This window comes from Serratia sp. 2723 (assembly GCF_050434425.1).
Taxonomy (GTDB): Bacteria; Pseudomonadota; Gammaproteobacteria; order Enterobacterales; family Enterobacteriaceae; genus Chania.
Window position 1 is genome coordinate 1 of record NZ_JBNDIN010000005.1, and the last position, 19548, is coordinate 19548.

Genomic DNA, 19548 nt, shown 5'->3' on the forward strand with positions numbered 1-19548 from the left:
ATCGGATCTTGCGCATAAGGATCTCCTCAGGTGACATCATCAGTATGTCGGAAGATCTCTAAAAGTGAATGGGCCGTTTAAGCGGGATACTTACATTGCTGGCTAGGCGCTCCAGTTTTCTTTAAGCATAAAAATAAAGGTGGTATAAAAATAATTAATCTATCAAAACCTGATCTTAGATACTCAAGAAAACTCTTATGATATGAGTAATAATTCGGCTCAGGGTTAAATATGCGCGTTGTGCAGTAGGTTTTAATGTACTAAGATTATTTTTATAAAAAACAGCAGGGTGTGTCACACCGATCCGGTGATGGATGGAAAACCATGATCAATAGTGTCAGCCAGCAGGCATTAAAGAGTTTGAGTTGTTTTGCCGCCGTCACTTTCTTCTCGACCAGCCAAATGTGCGCTTTCGAGTGTTTCCTCCATGCTAATACCATGGGGGTTTTATACTTTGTGTCTATTATCGCCAAGCCGTTGTTTTTTATCATTATCGGTTACATGGATGAGGTGGAGAAACTCACCAGGCAAGAGATCGTGGTGAAAATCAAATCCATTATCCTGATCATGATTTTCTGGAACATTGTTTCATCCTTGATTAAAACCCAATACATTCATCAAGGTTATATTTTACAAAATGGCATATTATTGAATATGGGTATTATCTATTTAATTTACCCTGTTATCCTTAAGGGTATCCGCCATTTGAAAATCACTGCGGCCGTGTTTGCCGGGCTGGTTGCCGTTATTGCCCTGTTGGACATTTTCAGCCCGCTGGATACCCAAGACGACCCGCTGTTTATCTCCAGCTATTCGTTTATTTGGGTCTGGGGCGGCTACTACATTATTGGCCATGTGCTGGGGGAAGCTCCGGGCCGCAGGTTCACCAAAAAAACCAGCGTGCTGTGGGCCGCCAGGCTGCTGGTGATCCCTATCGGTATCTCCATGTATTTCTACGAGCGCTATCTATCAACCCACACTCAGATCAGCGTCGCGGGCTGGTTTGTGTTGGAGCATCTGCACCTGTTGGGCATGAGCCTGGCGCTATTTATCCTGTTTGATAATATCGCCATCAAGAGCCGATTGCTCACCCGCGTCGTGGAGTTTATTAGCCCGGCGATGGTGGGCGTCTATATCGTTCACTACAGCGTGTTCTATTTTATTACTACGCTGTATGACTTCAAAGACGCCACGCTTAAATTTACCTTACTGATCCTGGTTTTTGTTGCTTCAGTCCTGGTTTCACGGTTATTGCTACTCAACCGCTTTACTGCTCGGATTATCTCCTTTTGACTGAGCGGCAATGGGGATATGGCGAATATTAAAGCCGGTGATGCCTAGTGCCAGGGTGATCAGCGGGGCGGCAATATTAAAGATGGCAAACGGCATGTAGGCCATGGTCGAGACACCCAGTACCGCTGCCATATAAGCTCCGCACGAGTTCCAAGGGATCAGTGGGGAGGTGACAATCCCGGCATCCGAAACGATGCGCGACAGGTTCTCTGGCGCCAGACCTCGCTTGGCAAATTCGGCACGGAACAGCCGGGTGGGAAGCAGCAGCGCAATATATTGATCGCCCGCGGCAATGTTCAACCCAATCGCGGTGGCAACCACCGAGGTAAACAGCTTGCCCAGGGTTCTGGCCCGCAGCAGCAGCGGTGTAACCAGTTTGTTCAGCAGACCGAAGTCATCCACCATAATTCCAAACGTCACCGCGCCGATGATCAGCCAGATGGTCAGCAACATGCTGTCCATACCGCCGCGTGACAGCAGGGCATCGATCTGCTCGATACCGGAGTTCTCCTGGAAACCGGTCGCCATCGCCAGCCAGGCCGCCTTGATGGCCAACAGTGGGCTGGCAAGATCGGGCTCGACAATAAAGCGGTCGATCACCTGCGGTTGCATAAAGGACGTCATGATCCCTGCCAGCAAGGCTGAACACATGATGGCCAAAGGAGCGGGTACCTTGGCAACCGATAATGCCAACAGGAAAATCAGCGGCAACAGGTTCCACGGTGTTATGTGGAACAGTTCGTTAAAGCGGGTCAGTTCGTTGTTGGTGACGGTGGCATCAAAGGCGCTGTGCTGATTGAGCCCTAACAGGATAAAGGTGAGCAGGGCAATGACCGCAGCCGGAACGGTGGTCCAAAGCTGAGCGCGAATATGTTTGTACAATTCGACGCCGTTGAGTTGAGCGGCCAATACGGTACTTTCAGACAGAGGCGAGATCTTGTCACCCACGTAAGCCCCGGAAATCACGGCTCCGGCCGTAATTTCTGGTGATAATCCCAGCATATTGGCCAGCCCCACCAACCCGACTCCCAAGGTGCCTGCCGTAGTCCAGGAACTGCCAATACTTAAAGAGACGCCAACGCAGACCAAAAAGGCTATCGGATAGAACCAGTTGGGGGTGATCATGAGAATGCCGTAATACACCATGGTAGGAATGGTGCCGGACATGTTCCAGGTGCCAATCAGCGCCCCGACGGAAAACAGGATAAAAATGGCCCCCGAGACGGTGGCAATGCCTTTGCGGCCAGACTCGGAGACTTCCTCCCAACTATGGCCATTCTTCAGGATGACCATTGCGGTGATCATGGTGCTGAGGATGATGGCCACTTGCAAAGGGCCGTTGACGGCTTCAAGTCCAAACAGGGCAACGGAAGATCCAACCAGCAAAATCAACGTGACTATTGGTAGTAGAGCATCCAGATAGCTTGGGGCTTTAACAGGGCGGGGAATTTTAGCTGGTTTGCTCATGGGCACGGCTCCACAGATGGTAAAACAGGAGGGATCAGGCAACGGCGATACCTGCGGTAGCTACTGGGGTAAGTATAGCCACAGGCGGCATAGGGTAATGATTATTTTCACTATTGGGGGGCGGTGTTGAAGCTCTGTAAGCGTGCAACGATCTGCCGATCAAGCGGCAGACAACGGAAATCGGTCATGATTTGCAGCTCTGCCGCCGAATTGATGGCGGTAAGGTAGCTTTTCCGGAACTCGGTTGGCGTCATGCGACAATATTTGTTAAAGGCAAAAATCAGCTGCTTGTGGCCGCTGAAACCGCAGGTGTAGCTGATGTCGGTGATCGGGATGTTGGTGTCTTTCAGCAGCAGGTTGGAGGCCAGATCGCCGAAGCCATAGCCGACCTTTTCCCGTACGCCGACCTTCACATAACTGTCTGAGACGATTTCTGTTGTTTTCATTCTGCTTACTCACTCAGGTTGATTCGCCTTGAGTATACCGAGAGCACCGAGGGTGGCTTGCCAGCGGTTGTTTATACAGTTCCCATTTTTTGCTCGCTCCCGGTTTTGTCACGGAGTTGTGAGAATGCTCACAGGTATTACATGTTCGACCATAGGGGCGCTGCATGCTGCGCCCGATCCTCACAACATATGGCGTTTGCTGCACTTATAAACTGCATACCCTGCGTCTTCCGCCATATCATGGTTTGCCATACGCTGACTGAAAACTTATTCAGGAGTCTATCCACCATGAAAACCGACGCACCAAATGTCCTATCTCTGTCACCATCGACCCTGCGTGGCGGGCTAATCAGCCTGGCCTTGCCAACGCTGCTTTCCTCTCTGGGCAGCAGCATCACCAACGTCAGCCTACCCACATTAGCGCAGGTGTTTAACGCTTCGTTTCAAGATGTGCAGTGGGTGGTGATCGCTTATCTGCTGGCAATCACCACGCTGATTGTAGGCGTCGGACGGTTAGGGGATATCATCAGCCGTCGCACGCTATTACTGGCCGGACTCAGCCTGTTTATGCTCGCCTCGCTGGGTTGTGCTGTCGCCCCGACCATCTGGTGGCTGATTGCGGCCCGTGTTGCGCAGGGGTTAGGGGGGGCAGTGATGATGGCCATCACTCTGGCGCTAGTTGGCGAAACCATCAGTAAGGATAAGGTCGGACGGGCGATGGGGCTGCTCGGCACCTTATCCGCAGTGGGAACCGCGCTTGGCCCAACGCTGGGGGGCGTCTTGATTGCCGGGTTTGGCTGGCAGTCAATTTTCCTGATTAACCTGCCGCTGGGTGGCGTCGCGCTATTTTGCGTTTATCGCTATCTCCCGCAAACCGATCCACAGCAGGTAACGAAACAGGGAGGTTTTGATTTCGTTGGAATGGCCTTGCTCGGTTTGACCCTGGCGCTATTTTCGCTGGCCATGACGTTGGGGCACGGCCATTTTGGAGCGCTCAATAGTCTACTGTTGTTGGGGACAGCCGTTGCGGCCAGCGCGTTCGTCTGGGTCGAGAGAAAAGTGGCAAGCCCGCTGGTCCAACTGGCCCTGCTGCGCCAACCAATCCTGAGCAGCGGCCTGCTAACCAATATGTTGGTGAGTACGGTGATCATGACGTCATTCGTGGTGGGGCCGTTCTATCTTGCACACGGGTTAGGATTAGCGCCGCAGCAGGTTGGCTTGGCCATGTCCGCTGGGCCGCTGATCGCCGCATTGGCGGGTGTGCCATCGGGATATCTGGTCGACCGCTTCGGGGCATCGCAGATGATTAGCCTGGGATTGCTGGGTGTTTGCCTGGGGGCATTAGCCTTGTCGATGATGTCACCCACGCAGGGCGTTGTGGGCTATATCTTGCCGATCTGCCTGATCACCGCAGGCTATGCCTTGTTCCAGGCGGCCAACAACACGGCGGTGATCAAACAGGTTGGCATCGAGCGGCGTGGGGTGGCTTCTGGTCTGTTAAATTTGGCGCGCAACCTTGGCTTTATCATTGGGGCTTCCGCCATGGGGGGCATATTCGCTTTGGCCTCGGCAGCGAGCGATATACGCTTAGGGAGCGCGGCAGGTTTACAACTGACCTATCTGGTGGCAGCCGTTTTAGCGGGGCTGGGGTTGTTGATGGCGCTGTGGAGCCAGTTTTATCGCGGGGCAGCCCGCCATACAGGAGTGACATTGTAAGCGGGAGAAGAGGGCTACTGGCATGTTGATACCGCCGAACCTGCACTGCGTAGCCTGCACTATATTGCCGGTGGGCCGTTCTACGCTATCGGTGAATCGCTGATGGCCAAGGTGAAATGATCGGATTATTTGGCAAAACGGCGCGATCCTGCCACGCAAAGGATAATCCCCAACGTGGTGGCCAACATCAGCAGGCTGACGGGTTCATGCAGTAAGCCTGCTGCCAGCGCCAGGCCAAAAAATGGCTGCAGTAACTGCAGTTGGCCAACGCTGGCAATACCACCCTGGGCCAGGCCCCGATACCAAAAGATAAAACCAATCAGCATGCTGAATAGAGAAACATAGGCCAGGCTTATCCAGGCTGGCAGGCGGATAGCCTCCAGGGATGAAGGCATCAGCAGCAGTGAAGTCACCAGCATCACGGGTAACGCCAGCAGCAACGCCCAACAGATCACCTGCCAACCTCCCAGCTCACGTGACAGTTTTGCCCCTTCGGCATAGCCCAACCCACAGACCACCACCGCAGCCAGCATTAACGAATCCCCGGGCAGCGAAGCGGAAACTCCCTGAGCAAATGCAAAACTCAGCACCAACAGGCTGCCGACAATGGAAAATAGCCAGAAAGCCGGGCGAGGGCGCTCACCACCCCGTAACACGCCAAATATCGCGGTGGCCAATGGCAACAGGCCAAGAAAAACGATGGAATGGGCCGAAGTCACGTGCTGCAACGCCAATGCGGTCAACAGTGGGAAGCCCACCACCACGCCCAATGTAACGATCACCAGGGAGAATACCTGATCGCCTCGTGGCCGCTGTTGTTTAAACAGCCCTAACAGCAGGAGCGCTAATAGGCCAGCAATAGCAGCACGAGCGACGGTAACAAACAGAGGATCAAAACTGAGCACGGCGACTCTGGTGGCGGGAAGTGAACCGCTGAAGATCACCATGCCCAAAAAGCCATTGAGCCAGCCGCTGGCGCTATTTTGTTCGATCTTCACCTGCATGGGACACCCTTATTTTTGACGTTGGACGATTGTGGATCGGCATGTTATGCCGCAAAATAATGACAATCAAAAAATTGTCATGGATACAAGTTGCTATGGCACGAGCCCGTTACAAATCGCTGGTCGATAGCTTTGCCGCTGATATTCGCGCAGGGCGTCTTATACCAGGGACCCGTTTACCCACCCATCGCCAGCTTGCCGCCCAGGAACGTATGTCGTTGGTCACTGCCTCAAGGGTGTATGCGGAACTTGAAGCGATGGGGTTAGTCAGCGGAGAAGCGGGCCGGGGGACCTTTGTTCGGGAGATTTCGCTGCCGCCGGGCTTGGGCATCGATCAGCAGGCCGTCGCCACGGACATGCTCGATCTGAACTTCAATTACCCAACGCTAGCGTCACAAAGCGAACTGCTGAGGGCTGCTTTACGCCAGTTGGCTTCCTCCGGCGATCTGGACGCATTGCTACGTTATCAACCCCATGCAGGTCGGCCACACGAGCGGGCGATCGTAGCCAGACATCTGAGCTATCGTGGCTTAAACCTGGCGGCAGAGAACATTTTACTGGTTAATGGCGCTCAACAAGGGTTAGCTGTCACCGCGATGGGGCTGTTGCAACCGGGCGACGTGGTCGCGGTTGATGCCCTGACCTACCCGGGTTTTAAAATCCTTGCCGAGAGCTACCATCTTGAGCTGGTCGCCATTCCCGCGTTAAGCGACGGCCCTGATTTGGCTGAACTTGAACGGCTATGCCAGCGCCGACAGGTACGGGCCGTTTACTGCATGCCAACGCTGCATAATCCACTTGGCTGGGTGATGAGCGAGCCACAGAGACATCGATTGGTGGCGCTGGCTCGTGAGCATGGGCTGCTAATCATTGAGGATGCCGCCTACGCCTATCTGGCTGAGCAACCGCCATTGCCGTTAGCGAGTCTCGCCCCTGAATCCACGGTATATATCTCCGGTTTTTCCAAGAATGTTGCGACCGGGCTGCGTGTGGGTGTAGTGGCTGCCCCGGGAAAATGGATCCCCGCATTGGAGCGAGCCATCAGGGCAACCACCTGGAATACCCCGGCGATCATGACCGCGATCCTGTGTGAGTGGATCGAAGACGGCACCGTTGCACGACTTGAAGACGAAAAGCGCCAAGATGCCCGGTTACGTCAGTCAATCGCCAGGGAAGCACTGAGCGAGCTGGGGTATGTTGGCCATCCTGATTCGTATTTTCTGTGGGTACCCTTGCCAGAGGAGGTCAGGGCGGATCGCATCGCCGCGGCCTTGTTAAAAGAGCGTATTTCGCTCTCTACCGCAGAACCTTTTGCTACCTCGGTTCATGTACCACATGCCCTGCGTTTGGCGTTGGGTTCGCTGCCGCTGCCCACCCTGCGTGAGGCATTAACCACGGTTAAGCGGGTCATACAGTTGCACTGTTATCTTTAAGTGGGGGCCGTGGGCGCAGCATGTGTGCACATCGCTTTGTCATCAATTGACCGCATGGCGTTTTTCCCAAATTCCATGTGGTCCCCCTATTCATAGCCTAAATATCTGATAACTTAATCCCACGCGTTATTTTATGGATAATTGATCCCCAGGGAGACAGCGGTGCGTCATTTCGAATTCAAAGATGATAAATCAAACAAATTTTGGCAAATCGAGCAGTCGGACAGTGATTTAAACCTGCGCTGGGGCAAGATTGGTACGCAAGGGCAAAGCCAGACCAAGAGTTTTGATAACGAAGCCAAAGCCTCGGCTGCCATGACCAAGCTGGTGAAGGAAAAAACCGGGAAGGGCTACGTTGAAATTGCCGTTGATGAAAATGCCACCATTGGCGCCACAGCGCCAAAACCGAAGGCCGAACCAGCAGAAAAACCCCGCGCTGAGCCAATAAGCGATACCCCAGCAGAAAGTATGCCTCAGGTCTCTGCTGCCACCATACTCTCGCAATCCGTTATCTCATCAGACATCGCCAGACCTGCTGGCGAAACACCACCGTGGTTAGCCAATGGTGAACCGATTTCCTTACCGAAGAATTTAAGCGTTCAGGCATTGGCCAACCGAGCCCATCCGGGCGAAAAGCCGGAGCTAAACGCTAAGCAGAGCTGGATCAAGCTTCGCAACCACCTATATAAAAGTGACGATTTTCAGACTGACTTTGACTCCTCGTCTGCGGAGTTACGCCAGACTTATGTTGCGAGCTGGCAACGGTTGGCCGATCAACAGATGGACGGCACCATTGAGTCAGATGCGGTGTTGTTTGCCCTTGCATGCAATGCCGGTACCAACCGTTATTACGGTGACAACACGACGGATATTACCGACTTTTTAGTGGCCAGAAAGGGATTGCCGTACGCGATTGATGTGCTGCTACTGGCGCAAGGGATCTGTGTTGAATCAAACTGGGATAGTGATGCGCAAAAGCACAGTTACTACCTCAATACGGATATCGCAGATCCGCTAAGCGGCTCGTGGATGTCTCCCTATAGCTGCGCTGAGCTACATTTTCGTAAGTATCTGGCTTGTGCCGATGAGGCCGAATGGCAGATTTGCGTGGATAAACTGCTCCTAGGCTTGCCGCAGCTGCATGTTAGCCGCCAGCCGTTGATTGCCTTGTTACTGCCTGAACGCCCAGATATCGCGAACCGGTTAGCCGGTGAGTTGCTCCAACAGGGGGATAGTGACGTCACGCCATGGCTACAGTTGGTCGCCACCGACGAGGCTGTCCTGAAGTCGTTAGGAGCAATGAGCCGTTCTGTGTATCGTCACGCTGCATTCCTTAACTGTGAATTTAGTATCGCTACGCTGATTGCAGAGCGCGGCGTTAACGCGGTGCCAATCCTGGCCTGCCAGCCGGAAAAAAACCTTCCCGGTGATGCTCTGGCCTGTATTGGCACGCCAGCGGCAATTACCGCACTGGCGCAGGTCTCCGGTCAGGGTAAAGCGTTTCTGGCGCGGTTTATCGACGCCGCGCACCGCTGGCCGCTGGCATCGATCCCGGCGCTTGCCGAGCTGTTGGCCACTAACAACAAAGACAGCGGCATGTTGAACGCTTGCTTAAGCAATCTGCTGTTGGCCAATCCTGAACAAGTGGCCCAGTTACTGCCCTGGATGAGCGGGGCCGCGCAAACTCAGGTGCAAGACTTGATTGCCCGCGTATCTGGCCCGGTTGAATTAGCCGATGAGGCTGATTTACCCCTGGTGCTGGTCAGCCCGCCTTGGCTACAGAAAAAGAAAAAACGCGAAGCGGCAGTCCTGGCACTTGAGCCTCAGGTGCTGGCACCGGTACTCGATTTAACCGATGAAGAGAAAAAACAGTGGTTAGCGCTGAATGGTTGGGAGGAAAAACGCTATCAGGCTGCCGCAAAAAATATGAACACGCTGGCCAACGAGTTGGGTTTTCGGATTTATCAATCAGGTAACAGAAAGAGCCAGAACGAAACGGCGGCCATTGCCATCAGAAACCGGGATACGCAGGGGCTGATTGACGCCTGGAAGGCTCAGCTTGCGCAGACCAGTTGGTCAAACTTTAGTCTGCGCTTTACCTCGCTGTTGCCTGATGAGATGGCGCTGGCCTTATGGACCGGTTTGTCTACTCACCCATGTAGCGGTGAGGGGTATATGGTGGCCAAATTTGGTGAAGCGGCGCTACCTGGCCTGATCAACGCAGTACGCTCTCGTCCAACGGAACTGACCAATGTCTGGGGCCACGTGGGGGCCTGCGAATTGGCCCCGCTGATCGCCCGTGCCTACCTCAAGCTGAAAACGCTGCGTAGCGAAGCCCAGCAGTGGCTGTGCAAATATCCGCACCACAGCGTTATCGGCTTGCTCCCTGCGGCATTAGGCAAGAAAGGGGAAGCCAAAGATTGCGCCACCTCGGCGTTACGGATGCTGGCCACGCAGGGGCACGAAGCGTTGATTATGCAAACCGGTGAAGCTTACGGCAATCCAGAGGTGATCGACGCACTGCGCGCTATGCTGGATGAAGATCCGCTCGATCGCTTCCCAAGTAAAATCAGCAAATCGCCTGACTTCTATCAACCCGCCGGTTGGCGTCGTCCGTTACTCAAGTCCAGTAACAAAGCCTTACCGGACAGCGCGCTGGAACACTTGGGTACGATGCTGCGCTTCCCGGTCAGTGAGGGGCTGTATGAAGGGATCCATCAGGTAAAACAGGCTTGCGATCCGGACTCACTGGCGGACTTTGCCTGGGATATGTTCTCGGCATGGTTATTTGCTGCCGCGCCGTCCAAAGAGGGCTGGGCATTTACGTCTCTGGGTCTGTTTGGTACCGATGACACCGCACGCAAGCTCACGCCGTTTATTCGTGCCTGGCCGGGAGAGGCTCAACACCAGCGGGCGGTTAACGGCCTGGAGGTGCTGAATCAGATCGGATCCGACGTGGCGCTGATGCTGCTCAACGGTATCGCGCAGAAGGTCAAATTTAAAGGCTTGCAGGATCGGGCGCGGGAAAAGATTGCGGCCATTGCCGAAGTCCGCGAGTTAACCATTGAGGAGTTGGAGGACCGTTTGGCGCCGGACTTAGGGCTGGATGAAAACGGCTCGCTGCGGCTGGATTTCGGCGATCGCCAGTTTACCGTCAGCTTCGACGAAACCCTGAAACCCTTCGTGCGCGATAGGGATGGCACCCGCCTGAAAGATCTGCCGAAGCCGAAAAAGACCGACCATCAGGAACTGGCTAATGAAGCGGTGAACATCTTCAAGCTGCTGAAAAAAGATGCCCGCACCGTGGCCGCCCAGCAGGTTGTGCGCCTGGAAATTGCCATGTGCCAGCGCCGCCGCTGGACACCTGAGCTGTTCGAGCTGTTTTTGGTGCGCCATCCACTGGTACGCCACTTGGTGCAACGCCTGGTTTGGGGCGTGTATCTGGTGGACGATGATTCTACACACGGCGGCAAGTTGGTGGACTGTTTCCGCGTTGCCGAAGACGGCAGCCTGACCACGGCAGAAGATGACGAATACACCTTGCCACAGGGCGATAACGTACGCATTGGTATTCCGCACGCGCTAGAGTTGCCTGAGCATCAGGCGGCAGGCTTCGGCCAACTGTTTGCCGATTATGAACTGTTGCAACCGTTCGTGCAGTTGGGCCGCGATACCTACAGCCTGACCGAACAAGAGCGGGAAAGCCGTGAGCTGCTGCGCTGGAAAGGGGCCGTCGTCCCCACTGGCCGTCTTCTTGGGCTGGCTAACAAAGGCTGGCGCCGTGGCGATGCCCAGGACGGCGGCGCGATCATGGACTTTATCAAGCCCATCGATCGCCAGTTGGGGTTTAGCCTGTTGTTTGAACCCTGCATTATCGTGGGCATGGTCGATGAATACCCTGAACAGACGCTGGAGACGGTGATGATCGACGACGGCCAGTATTACTGGCAGCGAGCCGAAGAACGCAAACCGTTCACTATTGTGGATGACATCGTCATCAGCGAACTGATCCGTGATATGGAAGCCCTGCGCGCCTAAGCTTGCCTGATCCCGACGTATGTCGGGATCGTACCGCTTACCAAGAGAATCCATCCCTATGTCTGAACAACAAAAAAAAATGCAGCGGCCACCAGCGGAAATTCAATACGCAGAACAACTTGCCCTGTTGGCAGAATTGGATAACCAGCCGCGCCCACCGGGCTGGGCACTTAGCCTGAATGCCGCTCGGCGCTTTATTCTGGGTGACGAAAAGTTAGGCATTGAGCGTAAAATTGTCGCCGACGTGGCCTCGATTGAGCGGATGCTGGTCACGCTGGCGACTGGCCGCGGCCTGATGTTGGTTGGTGAGCCGGGCACGGCCAAATCCATGCTGTCTGAACTGCTGGCGACCGCCATCTCCGGCACCTCCAGCCTGACGATCCAGGGCGGGGCATCGATAACCGAAGATCAGATCAAGTATTCATGGAACTACGCCATGCTGATCAACGAAGGGCCTTCGCTGAAAGCGCTGGTTCCGGCACCGCTTTATCAGGGCATGCGCGACGGCAAAATCGTGCGTTTTGAAGAGATCACTCGTGCACCATTAGAGGTGCAGGACTGCCTGCTGGGTATGTTGTCCGATCGCGTGATGACCATCCCCGAGCTGAATGATGACCATAACCTGCTGTATGCGCAGGAAGGGTTCAACATTATCGGCACCGCCAACACCCGTGACCGCGGGGTGAACGAAATGAGTGCCGCACTGAAGCGTCGCTTTGATTTTGAAACCGTGTTTCCGATCATGGATTTCCAACAGGAGCTGGATTTGGTGGCTACGGCGTCCAACCGGCTGTTGGAAAAGAGCGCCATTCCTCACACCGTCCCCGTTGAGGTGCTAGAACTGCTGGTCACCACCTTCCGCGATCTGCGCGGCGGTGAGAAATCAACGGGTAAAGGCGGCGACAACGCCATGGATCGGTTAACCGCCGTGATGTCGACCGCCGAGGCGGTGAACGTGGCCCATGCGGTGGGGGTACGGGCATGGTTTCTTGAACAGCGTAGCGGTGAGCCTGCCGATCTGGTGGAGTGTATCGCCGGGACGGTGGTCAAAGACAATGCGGACGATCGGGCAAAACTCAGGCGCTATTTTGAGCAGAAGGTCGCGAAAAAGCCCGGTAACCACTGGCGGGCCTATTACCAAGCCAGACACCGTTTGCCTTAAAGGCGCTGCGTAATGAATCAATCACCGGAAATCATCGGTATCCGCCACCACAGCCCGGCCTGTGCCCGGCTGGTAGCGGCGAGAATTAACACGCTAAAACCGCGCTACGTGCTGATAGAAGGGCCGATGGACTTCAACTCCCGGCTCGATGAGCTGTTTTTGCCTCATCAGCTACCGCTGGCTATCTATAGCTATGGCGTGCCGCAACAGGCTGGGCAGGGCGTGCGCAGAGGCTCCTGGTCACCGTTTGCCGAGCATTCTCCTGAGTGGCAGGCGCTGCAGCAGGCACGAGCTATCAAGGCGGAAACACGCTTTATGGATCTGCCGGCCTGGCATGCTGCGTTTGCCGATATTGCCAACCGTTATGCCGATTTGGCCGATGCCGAACAGCAGCAACGGGCCAAGGATTTTGAACAGGCACTGAGCCAAGAGCTGGGCATTCAGGGGAGCGATGCGCTTTGGGATCGGTTATTTGAAGATCGGTGCGATGTGCAGGAGCTGGAACAACGCCTAAGCCTCTATTTCGAACGGCTGCGCGGAGAGGTTCCCGGCTCGCAAGGCAATCAGGCTCGTGAAGCCATGATGGCCCGCTGGATCCGCTGGGCTATGGATCAACAGGACGGGGCCGTGTTAGTGGTGTGTGGCGGCTATCACGCCCCCGCTTTGATGAAGCTGTGGCAAAACCTCCCCAGTGAAGAGCATGAGCCTGAGCTGCCCGCTTTAAGCCAATGCTTTGACGATTGGCAAGTCGACGCGCAATACATCACCGGCTCTTATTTGGTGCCCTACAGCTATAAACGGCTGGATGCTTTCACCGGTTATGCTTCCGGTATGCCGTCACCGGCGTTCCAGCAGTGGGTGTGGGAATTTGGCCTGGAGCAGGCCGGGCTATACGCTTTCCAGCGCATACTTGAACGGCTGCGCAAGCTTAACCTACCGGCGTCTACCGCCGATATGGGCGCGGTTTATCTACGGGTTCAGGCACTTGCACGGCTACGCGGCCACCAGTTGCCGTTACGCAACGACTGGCTGGATGCCATGGCCGGCTCGCTGGTGAAAGAGGCGATGGATGTCCCGCTGCCGTGGACCTATCGCGGCCCTTTACGGCCTGGAACCGAACCCATTCTGGTGCAGATGATGGCGGTATTGGCCGGGGAGTCTCACGGCAAGCTGGCGGCTAATACGCCACGTCCGCCGCTGTTGATTTCGCTGGAGCTCGAATTAGCGCGGTTGGCGATTACGATCCCCTCGGAGGTCAAACTCGACCTGCTTAAACCGGAAGATCGCCAGCGCAGCAGAGCCTTGCATCAGTTAGCGATATTGGCGATCCCTGGCATTCATTGCCTGAAGGGGGTTGGGCAGGCCATGTCGGGCGAAATGAGCGAACACTGGCAGCTTCGAGCACCGCTTGAGCAGGTTGCAGCGCTGATTGAGGCAGCCTCCTACGGCGCTACGCTGGCCGATGCCGCACTGGCCAAGCTGGAAGAGGCCCTGCTGGATCTGCACGGTAGCCAGGGGATGGTGGTAGCGCTGGTTAAATTACTGAATCAGGCGGCATTGGCCGGGCTGGCGGATTTCAGCAACCGGGTAGTAGAACAGCTTACTGTGGCGGTGAGCCAGGAAGGGAACTTTGAAGACCTGGGCCTGGCGCTGGAAGCCGCCCACACGCTCTATCGCCACGGTGAAAGCGTAGGTATGCAAGGATCAGCGATCTTGTTGACGGTGATCCAGATAACCTTCGACCGAGCGCTCTGGCTATGTGAAAGCTATGGCAGCGTGAACCCCGCCGACAACCATAGGCACATTGCGGCATTTCAGGCGATCCGCTTGGTGACACGTGATCTGCTCGCGTTGTCTGATGCCGACCGCAATACATTATTTCCCGCGCTGGAAGCCGATCGCGCGCTCACCGTTTGGCAAAGAAAAGCCGCGTCTACCGATGCCGATCCGCTTAGCCGTGGGGCGGCATTGGGCGCATTACTCAGCCTGAACGACACTCAGCCTGATACCGCATCGCTGATTACACAGCCGCTAGCGCTGCTGGCCACCCTGGCAGCCAATAACATGGGCGATGCGCTCAGCGGATTGATTGCGTTGGCGCGCCACCAGTTGACCCAGGATTTAACCTTTGTTGAAGGTCTAAACCAGCTGGTTAGCGCACTGGATGACGAAGACTTCCTGCTGGCCTTGCCGGCGATGCGCGGTGCATTTGCCTGGCTGCCACCGAGAGAACGCGGTGAGTTTGCCCGCCAGATACTGGAACTCCATCAGGCGAGTCATCTACCGGTATCGTCGTTAAATCGCGAAATTACTGCCGCAACGCCGCAGGAGATTGCGGCTATGCAACAGGCCGAAAAACGGGCGCTGGAAATCCTTGGCCAATGGGGGCTGGTGTAATGGCAAATCAATTAACTCCAGAGTTACAGCGCTGGCGCTTGTTGTTAGGCGAAGCCGCCGAAGCCTCGTTGGGGGAATTAGACGATCACTATCGCTCCGTTGATAGCGCACTGGAATGGCTGTATGGACGGGATCCTGAGCGTTTGGCCCGCGGTGAGCGCGGAGCCAGCCTGGGTAAATCCAACCTGACCACGCCAGAGTGGATAAATGAAATTCATCAGCTATTCCCAAAAGAGGTGATCGAACGGCTGGAGGTCGATGCGGTTGAACGTTACGGCATTGACGATGTGGTCACCAATCTTGAGGTGCTGGAACGTATTGAACCCTCGGAAGCGTTACTGAAAGCGGTGTTACACACCAAACACTTGATGAACCCGCAGGTATTGGCCGCCGCACGCCGATTGGTGGCGGAAGTGGTTCGGCGGATCATGGAACGCCTGGCACGTGACGTGCGCCAGTCATTTTCCGGCAGCCGTGACCGCCGCCGCCCCTCGCAGGTCAAGGTGGCGCGCAACTTTGATTTTAAACGTACCGTTGGCAATAACCTGCACCGCTGGAGCCCACAGCACGGCAAGCTGTTTATCGAAAACCCGGCGTTTATGAGCCGGGTTAAACGCCATTGTGAACGTTGGGACATCATCCTGCTGGTAGACCAGAGTGGCTCGATGGTGGATTCGGTGATCCATGCCGCAGTGATGGCGGCCTGCCTGTGGAATTTACCAGGCATGCAAACCCGGCTGGTCGCCTTTGATACCGCGGTGGTGGATTTGACCGCAGACGTCAGCGATCCGGTGGAACTGCTGATGAAGGTACAGCTAGGTGGCGGCACCGATATCGCCAAGGCGGTGGGCTATGCCCAGTCCTGCATCACCAATCCCCAGCGCACGATCGTGGTAGTGCTGAGTGATTTTTTCGAGGGCGGCAGCGAAAGCGAGCTGGTACGGCGGGTGCGTACCTGCATTCAGGCCGGAGCCAAAGTGTTGGGGCTGGCAGCGTTAGATCACCAGGCCAACCCACAATACGATCGTGATATGGCTAACCGACTGGTCGCGGTCGGCGCGCAGATTGGCGCCATGACGCCTGGCGAACTGGCGGCCTGGCTCGCAGAAAAGGTACAAGGATGACTCAACGTTCCGATTTACTCGAACTCACGTCGGAAGCCCTGATGGCGTTAAGCAATGCGGGCTTCGTCAAGCGCGCACAGAAAGAGGTCGCCGAAGGAAAACTGCCTGAACTGACAGAACGTGATGACGGCTGTATTGATGCCAAGTTCAGCGACGGCAACCAGGTCACTTTTCCGCCAGGCAAAACCTTGCGGGATGCGACCTGTAGCTGCCCGGCCAGCAGCATGTGCCGCCATCGGGTCACGCTGGTCCTGGCCTATCAGGCGTTACATGCCACTGGGGTGCCCCCAGAAGCTGACGATGCTCAGCCGCAAGAACCTGCACCGGCTTGGTCCCCGGCCAGATTTAGTGAACAGCTTGGCGATGTCCCGCTCTCGGTTATTAGCCGCGCTAAAAAGCTGATCCAGAGCAGCGTAGTGGTGCAATTGAGCAAAGGCAGCGGGGCGCAAGCCACTCCGTCAGCGCGTTTACCGATGTGTGACGTGCGATTTTTCTCCCGCAGCAGCCTGGCTCATGCACGCTGTGACTGTATTCAGGAGACGATTTGCGAACATATTGTGATGGCGGTCTGGGGTTTTGAGCAGGCCGAACTCAGCCAGCCAGACTTTGAGCAGTTAACGCTGCAAATCGGTTTGCCTGACGACGAACAGGCGCAGGCAAACGCCTTATTCGACCAATCAGAAGCAGTGTTATTACAAACGTCGTTGGATAAATTGCTGCTCAAGCTGTGGTCGGACGGCAGCAGCCAGCCTGAGACGGCCATCAAACCCCTGATGGCAGAAGTGAGTCGCCATGCCCAGCAGCTTCAGTGGCGCTGGATTAGCGAAAGCCTGATGGATATTCAGCAAGGGATGGCCGATCAACATAATCGTTCAAGCCGCTATCATCCGGTCGAATTGTTGCAGCGCATCAGCGGGCTTTCCGCCCGGTTGGTCGCGGCCAGGTGCATGGACCAACAGGCGCAGCAGCAGACCTTACCACGCCTTCCGGCGGCTGAAATTCTTGGCCTGGGCGTCAAAGGTGAGATCCAGCTGGAACATCTGAAACTGGTTTCACTCGGCGCGCATTATTGGGCCGACGAGCAGCAGGAAGGGGTGGATCTGATCTACACCGACCCGGACTCCCAAGCGATGATGGTGATCGAACGCCAGTGGCCTAGAAAGAGCGATCCACAAGGTGTGGCGACGCCGATGGGCAGCCGCAGGATTGCCGGCCACCCGGTAAAAAAACTGGCGGCCTGCCAGGTGATCACCAATGCCGCCAAGCGCCGGGCAAACGGAGCGTTGGACATTGCCAGCGGTAAGCAATATACCAGCGTATTGCCGCTCTCTGCCCGTGCGTGGGAGCTGCTGGGGGAACCGCTCAGGCAGCCTGATGCGGCAGCGCTGAAGCGTCATCTCCAGCAGGCATTGCCGGATTTTGTACGCCCCAGACAGCCGATCGAGCAGCTGCATATCTTGCCGGTTAGCGAGGTGCTCGACTGGTGCTGGGACCCGGCCTTACAGTGCTTGCAGCTTGAACTCTTAAGCGGAGAGGCTGGTGATGACAATTTTGTGACAGCGTCACTAAATTACGATGGTGCCGCCCCTCAGGCTATCGAGGTATTGGCCAGGGCAATGCTCACGCCAGCAACTCCGCCACGGTTGATTTCAGGCAGGGTGAAGATCGAGTCAGGCAAACTGATTATCGAGCCGTTGGCCGTAGCCAACGACACCCAGATATTCTCGCTGTGTGCCGATGAGGCTGAGCCTTTCCCGATGGAGCGCCAGGCCGATCTGCAACAGCGCTCAGGCATGCAACAAGCGTTGGCAGACACCGAAACGTTGCTGGCTCAGTGGTTACAGCAGGGGATCCGGCATCAAGGAGGGCGCGGGATTGAGCGGGTGGAAATGTTGGCCGAGGCGCTAAATGGCTATGGCCTGGTGCAGCTGTCTGCATGGTTAAACGAGTTACCCGAGCGTATTCGCTCCAATAACCACACGCAATTAGTCCAGCGGTTGATGACGATTTACCAAACGCTGCGTCTGGTGAAAGACCGGGGGTGTCATTGACTTTGACAGCGCTACGACAGTTCGATTAAGCTTGCCCCACTCATTTGGGGAGTAGCCTTCCTTCAGCATGAAGGAGGATGTGTCAACATACTCAGCAAGTTGCTGTGGCACATCCGTCTATCAGATTGGCGAGACCATAGGGGTAATATTTCTTTTGGATTGGACGAGGAATATTACACCATGGTTTGCTACGTCCAGTCGGTATTTCCAACATGACCCTTTTTTCTGCTTTACTCTCAAATCACCTCACCAAAAAGCCTGATGAATTGAGGGCTAAAGGATGACGCTGTCATTTTTCCAGCTCGCGATATCTTTAATCATCATATTGATTGCCTCTGAAATTTTCACCAACGCCCTGGAACACCTTGGCGAAAGGTTGAAGATCTCTGAGGGGGTAACCGGCTCACTTTTTGCCGCCATCGGTACTGCCTTACCTGAAACCATGGTACCCATTTTGGCCCTGGTTGCCGGCACGTCGGCGGCTAATGTTAACGAAGAGATTGGCGTGGGGGCAATATTGGGTGCGCCGCTGATGCTGTCTACGCTGTCGGTCTTTTTGATGGCGCTGGCCGTGGTCAGACGGCGGGGCATTAACGGGTCAATCACCCCAGAGCCTACGGGGTTTATACGGGATACGCATTTCTTCCTGATGGCTTTTGTGCTAGCCGCAATTGCCTTGTTCATTCCTGTGGAGATGAAAGTCGCCAGGATGGGCGTCAGCGTTTTGTTGGTCTTGCTTTATGTCACCTATATTGTAAAAACCTTGCACGCGTCGAAAAAACTGGTGGCTGAAGGTAATGGAACCGCGGCGGATAACGTCATGTTCTTATCCCGAGTAGGATTACCCACTACGCTATTTACCATCATCCTGCAAACCTTAATTGGTTTAGCCGTATTGGTGGCGGGGGCTTTAGGCTTTATAGACGGTGTTGCTGCGGTATCGGAAAAGCTTGGCATCTCTGTGTTGCTGCTGTCATTGATTATCATTCCTATTGCTACCGAGTTGCCAGAGAAGGTGAACAGCATTCTCTGGATACGAAAAGGGAAGGATACCTTGGCATTAGGCAATATTACCGGAGCAATGGTGTTCCAAGGCACGATATTACCGGCCATCGGCATATTATTGACGCCGTGGCAGCCCCGGCATGAAGTGTTGATTGGGGTGTTTATTACGCTTTCATCGGCATTTTGGCTGTGGATCAACGCCAAAAACCAAAAGCTTAAAGTGTGGATGTTGTTTGTTAATGGGGCTTTTTATTTCGCTTATATTATCGCCTCAATCTCATTTAGCGGCTAAAACAATAGAATAATTAACCCTCCTCAAATACGACAGCAGCGGCCATTGGAGCCGCTGCAGTCAGTGTGACTCTGCTCCAACTTGGTCGCTCATTGCCTGCCGTAAAAAATACTTGACCTT

Annotated in this window: 12 protein-coding genes and 1 riboswitch; of the genes, 9 read left to right on the plus strand and 3 right to left on the minus strand. The window is 55.1% G+C overall.

Translation table 11 applies throughout. The features are described 5' to 3' along the window. The first annotated feature begins 324 nt into the window (after positions 1–324). Positions 325–1293, plus strand: a complete 969-nt coding sequence (locus ABIE29_RS08975; protein WP_429618087.1) for an acyltransferase family protein — start codon at positions 325–327, stop codon at positions 1291–1293. On the opposite strand, the gene ABIE29_RS08980 is transcribed toward ABIE29_RS08975, so the two are convergent. Continuing rightward, positions 1255–2760, minus strand: a complete 1506-nt coding sequence (locus ABIE29_RS08980; protein WP_429618089.1) for a Na+/H+ antiporter NhaC family protein — start codon at positions 2758–2760, stop codon at positions 1255–1257. The two genes, ABIE29_RS08975 and ABIE29_RS08980, sit on opposite strands and share 39 nt — an antisense overlap. A 110-nt stretch (positions 2761–2870) precedes the next feature. Next, entirely contained in the window at positions 2871–3206 is a 336-nt protein-coding gene (locus ABIE29_RS08985) for a helix-turn-helix domain-containing protein (protein WP_429618091.1), read from the minus strand. Positions 3207–3494: 288 nt separating this feature from the next. Here ABIE29_RS08985 and ABIE29_RS08990 point away from each other — a divergent pair, with 288 nt between their 5' ends. Next, on the plus strand, positions 3495–4922 hold the full coding sequence (locus tag ABIE29_RS08990) for an MFS transporter (protein WP_429618093.1): 1428 nt from the start codon (positions 3495–3497) through the stop codon (positions 4920–4922). Positions 4923–5047: 125 nt separating this feature from the next. On the opposite strand, the gene ABIE29_RS08995 is transcribed toward ABIE29_RS08990, so the two are convergent. Continuing rightward, positions 5048–5926: a DMT family transporter gene (locus ABIE29_RS08995; RefSeq protein ID WP_429618095.1), complete on the minus strand. Its 879-nt coding sequence runs from the start codon at positions 5924–5926 to the stop codon at positions 5048–5050. 95 nt (positions 5927–6021) lie between these two features. On the opposite strand from ABIE29_RS08995, the gene ABIE29_RS09000 reads away from it, so the two are divergent. From ABIE29_RS09000 to ABIE29_RS09030, 7 genes are all read left to right on the plus strand, one after another. After that, on the plus strand, positions 6022–7359 hold the full coding sequence (locus ABIE29_RS09000) for a PLP-dependent aminotransferase family protein (protein WP_429618097.1): 1338 nt from the start codon (positions 6022–6024) through the stop codon (positions 7357–7359). Between the two features lie 162 nt (positions 7360–7521). Further along, positions 7522–11397, plus strand: a complete 3876-nt coding sequence (locus tag ABIE29_RS09005; protein WP_429618099.1) for a DUF4132 domain-containing protein — start codon at positions 7522–7524, stop codon at positions 11395–11397. A 58-nt stretch (positions 11398–11455) separates the two neighbouring features. Next, a complete protein-coding gene (locus ABIE29_RS09010; protein WP_429618100.1) occupies positions 11456–12559 on the plus strand; it encodes an ATP-binding protein in 1104 nt (367 codons plus the stop codon). A gap of 12 nt (positions 12560–12571) precedes the next feature. Beyond that, positions 12572–14956: a DUF5682 family protein gene (locus ABIE29_RS09015; RefSeq protein ID WP_429618101.1), complete on the plus strand. Its 2385-nt coding sequence runs from the start codon at positions 12572–12574 to the stop codon at positions 14954–14956. Further along, positions 14956–16080 carry a VWA domain-containing protein gene (locus tag ABIE29_RS09020; protein WP_429618103.1) on the plus strand — a complete coding sequence of 375 codons (1125 nt, stop codon included), beginning with the start codon at positions 14956–14958 and terminating at the stop codon, positions 16078–16080. The genes ABIE29_RS09015 and ABIE29_RS09020 overlap by 1 nt, the downstream gene beginning before the upstream one ends. Further along, positions 16077–18131: an SWIM zinc finger family protein gene (locus ABIE29_RS09025; RefSeq protein ID WP_429618105.1), complete on the plus strand. Its 2055-nt coding sequence runs from the start codon at positions 16077–16079 to the stop codon at positions 18129–18131. The genes ABIE29_RS09020 and ABIE29_RS09025 overlap by 4 nt, the downstream gene beginning before the upstream one ends. Positions 18132–18164: 33 nt before the next feature. Next, positions 18165–18261, plus strand: a riboswitch (yybP-ykoY riboswitch). A 150-nt stretch (positions 18262–18411) separates the two neighbouring features. Continuing rightward, positions 18412–19428 carry a sodium:calcium antiporter gene (locus ABIE29_RS09030; RefSeq protein ID WP_429618107.1) on the plus strand — a complete coding sequence of 339 codons (1017 nt, stop codon included), beginning with the start codon at positions 18412–18414 and terminating at the stop codon, positions 19426–19428. Positions 19429–19548 lie beyond the last annotated feature (120 nt).